Source organism: Kocuria subflava (genome assembly GCF_012163155.1).
Classification (GTDB): Bacteria; Actinomycetota; Actinomycetes; order Actinomycetales; family Micrococcaceae; genus Kocuria; species Kocuria subflava.
On record NZ_JAAVUN010000004.1, the window covers coordinates 62,696 to 69,454 of the forward strand.

Consider the following 6,759-nt stretch of genomic DNA (forward strand, 5'->3'; position numbering starts at 1 on the left):
GCGGCCCGTGCGTAGCGCTGTGGAGGTGCACTGTGGAGTTGTCGATCGGTCTGCCTGAGGGTCTGATGCTGAGGCTGTCCAACGGGGAACTGAGCCTGTTGGAGAACGACTGGAAAACCGTTCGACGCCACATCGACCTCTCCATTCTCAATGGCGCGCAGATTGCGGACATCACCTGGTCCCACAAGCTCTCCGCTGCCGTGGTGGCAGCGCCCGAGCGTCATCAGCTTTTCCGGTGGGACGCCTACACCAACGCTCTGGTGGAGTTTGCGGGTACGGGCGAGTCCGGACGGCGGGACGGCAAGGTGGCCCACGCCAAGTTCGCCGCCACCTGCGGAACCGTGGAGGATCCGGATGGTCGGATCTGGTTGGTGGACCGCGATTCCTCCTCCTTGCGCTATCTCAGCTTTGACCTGGACAAGGGCGACGGCGACCCCCGCGTGGTCACGGTGATCGGCAAACATGGAGCCGGATTCCACGACGGCCCCGTGGAAGAGGCCAAGCTCCAGTCCCCGGAATCGGTGAACATCCTGTACAACGGCTCGGTGGTGATTGCGGACACCGGCAATCAGGCCATTCGGGTTCTGGAACGCGATTCCATGGAGATGCGCACGGTGGCCGGTGGTCCCAACCTGACCCAGGACCAAATCGATTTTGAGGACGCCATTGAACTGCAGCGGCCCCATCTGGTGGAGGTTGCCGACGGCGAGGTCTGGGTCGTTGACGACAACGGCAGGCACCACGTGGAGGTTGCCCCCGTGTGATGTCTGCGGCCGCACGTAAACTGCGGGGATCATGGATTTCCTTTCGGACAACCCCCTGCTCTCGGTGGCCGCAGCATCCCCGCGGATGGACTCATCCGCGCCCACGCGTGTGGCTGCAGACCCTGCTGCACTGCTGGAGGGGCTGAACCATCCCCAGCGGCAGGCTGTGGAACATGCAGGTTCCCCGTTGCTGATTGTGGCCGGGGCCGGATCCGGCAAGACCCGTGTGCTCACGCACCGCATTGCTCATCTGCTGGCCATGGGGCGCGCGCATCCCGGGGAGATCCTGGCCATCACCTTCACCAACAGGGCCGCCGCGGAAATGCGCGAGCGTGTGGTGGACCTGGTGGGACCGGCCGCCAAGGCCATGACCATCTCCACGTTCCACTCCTTCTGCGTGCGGGTGCTGCGCAGAGAGGCCACCTCGATCGGCCTGAAGTCCACGTTCTCCATCTACGATTCCGCCGACTCCCTGCGCGTGATCACAGCAGTGGCCAAGCAGCATGAACTGGACCCCAAGCGGTTTGCCCCCAAAGCCATCCAGCACGCGATCTCCGCGCTCAAGAACGAGCTGATCGACGACGAAACGTACCTGAACCGCGCATCCGGTACCGATGCCTGGGAATCGGCCGTGGCACAGGTCTACCGCGGGTACACCGAGCGTCTACGCGCGGCCAACGCCCTGGACTTTGATGATCTGATTGCGCAGACCGTCTACATGCTCCGCGCATTTCCTGCGATCGCCGAGTACTACCGGCGCCGCTACCGCCACGTGTTGATCGATGAATACCAGGACACCAACCACGCCCAGTACGCACTGGTCAAGGAAATCGTGGGTACGGATCAGAACTCGCCGCAGGGGCCCGGGGAACTGACCGTGGTGGGAGATTCGGACCAGTCCATTTACGCCTTCCGTGGGGCGGACATCCGCAACATCGTGGATTTTGAGAAGGACTACCCCAACGCACGCACCGTGCTGTTGGAGCAGAACTATCGCTCCACCCAAACCATCCTGACGGCCGCCAACGCTGTGATTGCCAAGAACGCCCGACGGCAGGACAAGCGCCTGTGGACATCCTCCGGGGACGGTGCCCAGATTGTGGGTTACGCAGCGGAGTCTGCGCATGAGGAAGCCCGTTGGATCGTGGAAGAGATCGACCGTCTCCAGGACGATCACGACGTCCGACCAGGCGACGTTGCCGTGTTCTACCGAACCAATGCGCAGTCGCGTTCCCTGGAAGAGATTCTGATGCGCGTTGGCCTGCCCTACCGCGTGGTGGGCGGCACCCGGTTTTACGAGCGCAAGGAGATCAAGGACGCCCTGGCCTACCTGCGCACCCTGATCAACCCGGATGACGAGGTCACGGTTCGCCGGATCCTCAACGAACCCAAGCGGGGGATCGGGGACCGAGCCCAGGGTGCTGTCAGTGCACTGGCGGAGCGGGAACGGATCTCCTTCATGGCTGCTCTGCGCCGTGCTGATGAGGCACCCGGTATGGCAACACGTTCCGTCAATGCGGTCAAGGGATTCGTTCAGCTGATGGATGACCTGGCCACAGTTGCCGAGGGCAACGGTCCGGCCGCTGTGCTGGAAGCCGTGCTGGAACAAACCGGCTATCTGGAAGCGCTGCGCACCTCTGATGATCCGCAGGATGAATCCCGCGTGGAGAACTTGGCAGAACTGGTGGCCGTGGTCCGCGAATACGAACGGGAGAACCCCCAGGCCGGGCTGCCCGAGTTCCTGGAACACGTGGCTCTGGTGGCAGATGCAGACCAGATCCCGGACCAGTCAGAGGATCCTGAGAACGCGGGGGTGGTCACCCTGATGACCTTGCACACCGCCAAGGGTCTGGAGTTCCCGGTGGTGTTCCTGACTGGCATGGAGCACGGAATCTTCCCGCACCAGCGGTCCATGACGGATGAGAAGGAAATGCAGGAGGAGCGCCGGCTGGCCTACGTGGGCATCACCCGTGCCCGCCAACGCCTGTACGTGACCCGGGCAGAGACCCGTCAACAGTGGGGGCAGTCCCAGTACAACCCGCCCAGTCCGTTCCTGGTCGAGATCCCCAGTGCGCTGGTGCATTGGGAACGTGAAGGATCTTCTGTACCCGGTGGCTGGGGCTCGGCCTCCTACGGTTCAGGCTCCTTCGGCGGATCTGGAACTTACGGCGGTGGCGCGCGCCGTGGGGAGGATTCCGGTTCCTGGTGGGGTGCTGGTGCCGGTGGGTCCGGTCGCTTCCAGCGGATGGGTGCCCCGGCTCGGCAGAAGGCCGGGCGGATCGAACAGGACCGTGAAGTCCTTGCCCTGAGCGTGGGCGAGCAGGTGGATCACAAGACTTTTGGTCGCGGCACGGTCATCCAACTGGAGGGTTCCGGGGACAAGGTGATCGCCAAAGTGCGTTTTGGCACCGGTGATGCCGCCCAGGAGAAGCGGCTGCTGGTGCGCTCAGCGCCACTGACCAAGGTGCCCGGCAACTGACCTGGGGGACCGAACTGGGAGACGTATCCTCGGGGACTGAACTGGGAGGCGGATCCTGGGGGGACCGGTCTGGCAGCCTGAACCTGTCTGAGTCGGCCTTACAGGAAGATCAGCACCAGGGCCGTTGCCGGTGCCGTCCACCGAAGTCGTCGGCCGGTCAGCGGATGAACCATGCCCAGCAGGATGCAGGAAATCATGGTGGTGACAAACAAGGGCCAGCCCCCGGTGACGCTCTGGTAGACCGCTGCCACCAAGCCGATCACCACACCACCCACCGGCACCTTGCTCAACCAGGTTCGCCCGCCCAAGGCCTCGGCCAAGGACTGTGCGCAGGCCAGGGCCAGCGCCGTGAGCACCGCGAATCCGCTGTGATAAGCCAGTAGCGCCACGGCGGCAATGATCCCCGCCATGCCGTATGACCCGTACAAGCCCTGCCACATCTGCACCGGCTGCAGCGTCCATTGCCCCACCAGCATGGGCGGCAGGATCACAGCGCACAGCACTGCAGCAACGGCCAGCCACAGCGCTGCACTGACGTGGCGGTGATCCTCCATCAACGACGGCGGAGGGGTGGCTCCTTCGAACACTTCCGCCCGGTGGGTGGCACGGTTCAGTGCCCGGTACACCTGCTGGGCACCGGCGAAGCACACGGCGGCCAAGGCAATCCAGACAGTGGTCTGTGGCCACAGGCCCCAGAGCCGTCCTGGTGGGTCCAGGATATCCGGCACTCCGGCCACGGGAAGTTGCAGGACTGCCAGAACCGCGCACGCCGCCAAGGCAAGGGCAAGGTGCAGAGGGGTGGGCTGGCGTCGTCGTGAGGGGGAGTGACTGGAGGTTCCGGTGGAGCCCGCCTCAGCAGGGGAGGCTCCGGGGGAGGAGGCTCCGGCCAAGGAGTCTGGCGCCCTGGGGGCCCCGTGCGGGGCGGGGTGCGAACTCTGCTCGGATGACTCCATGGGGGACAGTCAACCAATTTTCGGCCCGCCCGTCTGATAAGCCGACTTGTCATGTCTGAACCACTGATCTGCATGAAGAATCGGCGTGCCCGGTCAGAGGTAGCGCCAAGGTGCTTCACGCGACGGTGGTTACATGGGTCAGTGTCACGTCTCACGGCACAGTCAGTTAACCTTGGCTTTCAAGGAGTGCCTTTGTGGTGCCTTCATGCACCACGTCACGCGGACGCACGCACTGCACGCGTGTGCCCGAGGCGCCCCTGAGAACACGGTTGCAGCGCCTGACGTGCTGCCACCAACAAACTTCGACGAAGAAGGACTCTCACCCGTGGACCTGTTCGAATACCAGGCACGCGATCTCTTCGAGAAGCACGGGGTTCCCGTGCTTCAGGGATACGTGGCCACCACCGCAGAAGAAGCCAAGGAAGCCGCAGAGAAGATTGGCGGCGTCACGGTCGTCAAGGCACAGGTCAAGGTGGGCGGCCGCGGCAAGGCCGGCGGCGTGAAGGTCGCAAAGACCGCTGACGAGGCCTACGAATATGCCCAGCAGATCCTGGGCATGGACATCAAGGGCCACACCGTCCACCGCGTGATGATCGCCCAGGGTGCGGACATCGCGGAGGAGTACTACTTCTCCCTGCTTTTGGACCGCGCCAACCGCTCCTACCTGGCCATGTGCTCGGTGGAAGGCGGCATGGAGATCGAGCAGCTGGCCGTGGAGCGCCCGGAGGCCCTGGCCCGCGTTGAGGTGGACCCGAACCAGGGCATCACCGAGGAAAAGGCCCGCCAGATCGTCACCGAGGCCAAGTTCGACGACGAAACCGCTGAGAAGGTTGTCCCCGTCCTGGTCAAGCTGGGCGAGGTCTACACCAAGGAAGACGCCACCCTGGTGGAGGTCAACCCGCTGGTCAAGACCGGCGACGGCCAGATCCTGGCGCTGGACGGCAAGGTCTCCCTGGATGAGAACGCCGATTTCCGTCAGCCCGATCACGAGTCCCTGGTGGACAAGGCCGCGGAGAACCCCCTGGAGGCCAAGGCCAAGGAGAAGGGCCTCAACTACGTCAAGCTGGACGGTCAGGTCGGCATCATCGGCAACGGCGCCGGTCTTGTGATGTCAACCCTGGACGTGGTGGCCTACGCCGGTGAGGCACACGGCGGCGTGAAGCCCGCCAACTTCCTGGACATCGGAGGCGGCGCCTCCGCCGAGGTCATGGCCGATGGCCTGGACGTGATCCTGGGCGATGAGGACGTCAAGTCCGTGTTCGTCAACGTGTTCGGCGGCATCACCGCATGTGACGCAGTGGCCAACGGCATTGTGAAGGCCCTGGAGATCCTGGGAGATTCCGCCACCAAGCCCTTGGTGGTGCGCCTGGACGGCAACAACGTGGAGGAGGGCCGCCGCATTCTGGAGGAGGCCAACCACCCGCTGGTCACCTCCGTGGACACCATGGATGGTGGCGCGGACAGGGCTGCCGAACTGGCTGCCGCCGCCAACTGATCCCCGCCGCACGCACACTACAAAACAGAGGAAACACTCATGTCCATCTTCTTGAACAAGGACTCCAAGGTCATCGTTCAGGGCATCACCGGCGGCGAGGGAACCAAGCACACCGCCCGGATGCTCGCAGCAGGCACCCAGGTGGTCGGTGGCGTCAACGCCCGCAAGGCCGGCACCACCGTGGCCCACAAGGACCAGGGCGGCAACGACGTCGAACTGCCCGTGTTCGGTTCCGTCTCCGAGGCCGTTGAGCAGACCGGGGCCAACGCGTCGATCGTGTTCGTCCCGCCCAAGTTCTGCAAGGATGCGGTGATCGAGGCCATCGATGCTTCAGTTCCGCTGGTGGTTGTGATCACCGAAGGCATCCCCGTGCAGGACTCCGCTGAGTTCTGGGCCTACTCCAAGACCAAGACCGGTGCTGACGGCAAGCCCACCACCCGCATCATCGGCCCCAACTGCCCCGGCATCATCTCCCCGGAGGAGTCCCTGCTGGGCATCACCCCGGCCAACATCACCGGCAAGGGCAAGCTGGGCCTGGTCTCCAAGTCCGGCACCTTGACCTACCAGATGATGTTCGAACTGCGTGACCTGGGCTTCACCACCGCCATTGGCATTGGTGGCGACCCCGTGATCGGCACCACCCACATCGACGCCCTGGAGGCCTTCGAGGCTGACCCGGAGACCGAGGGCATCGTGATGATCGGTGAGATCGGTGGCGACGCCGAGGAACGTGCCGCCGAGTACATCAAGGCCAACGTGACCAAGCCCGTGGTGGGCTACGTGGCCGGTTTCACCGCCCCGGAGGGCAAGACCATGGGCCACGCCGGCGCCATCGTCTCCGGCTCCTCCGGAACCGCTCAGGCCAAGAAAGAGGCCCTGGAGGCCGCCGGTGTGAAGGTCGGCAAGACCCCCACCGAAACCGCTGAGCTCATGCGTGAACTCATGGGCGCCAAGTGAGCTCCTGAGCCGCATCAACGACGACGGGGCCCCCCCCCCTCCCCCCCCTAGGGGAGGGGGGGCGGGGCGGGGGGGGGGGGGGTGGGGGAAAGGGGTGGGGGGGGGGGGGGC

General features: G+C 64.6%; 5 protein-coding genes. 4 read left to right on the forward strand and 1 reads right to left on the reverse strand.

The features are described 5' to 3' along the window. The first annotated feature begins 32 nt into the window (after positions 1-32). Both GTW58_RS03550 and pcrA read left to right on the forward strand, forming a co-directional pair. Positions 33-764, forward strand: coding sequence for an NHL repeat-containing protein (locus GTW58_RS03550; protein WP_232817954.1), 732 nt, complete (start codon positions 33-35; stop codon positions 762-764). 31 nt (positions 765-795) lie between these two features. Then, positions 796-3,243: a DNA helicase PcrA gene (gene pcrA, locus GTW58_RS03555; RefSeq protein WP_119932346.1), complete on the forward strand. Its 2,448-nt coding sequence runs from the start codon at positions 796-798 to the stop codon at positions 3,241-3,243. A gap of 98 nt (positions 3,244-3,341) precedes the next feature. Here pcrA and GTW58_RS03560 read toward each other — a convergent pair whose 3' ends face one another. Further along, the gene (locus GTW58_RS03560) at positions 3,342-4,196 is read right to left on the reverse strand and encodes a hypothetical protein (RefSeq protein WP_119932345.1); all 855 of its coding nucleotides are present in this window, start codon (positions 4,194-4,196) and stop codon (positions 3,342-3,344) included. Between the two features lie 325 nt (positions 4,197-4,521). On the opposite strand from GTW58_RS03560, the gene sucC reads away from it, so the two are divergent. Together sucC and sucD are read left to right on the forward strand one after the other, a co-directional pair. Next, the gene (gene sucC, locus GTW58_RS03565; protein ID WP_047689765.1) at positions 4,522-5,691 is read left to right on the forward strand and encodes an ADP-forming succinate--CoA ligase subunit beta; all 1,170 of its coding nucleotides are present in this window, start codon (positions 4,522-4,524) and stop codon (positions 5,689-5,691) included. A 39-nt stretch (positions 5,692-5,730) separates the two neighbouring features. Beyond that, on the forward strand, positions 5,731-6,648 hold the full coding sequence (gene sucD, locus GTW58_RS03570) for a succinate--CoA ligase subunit alpha (RefSeq protein ID WP_047689766.1): 918 nt from the start codon (positions 5,731-5,733) through the stop codon (positions 6,646-6,648). Positions 6,649-6,759 lie beyond the last annotated feature (111 nt).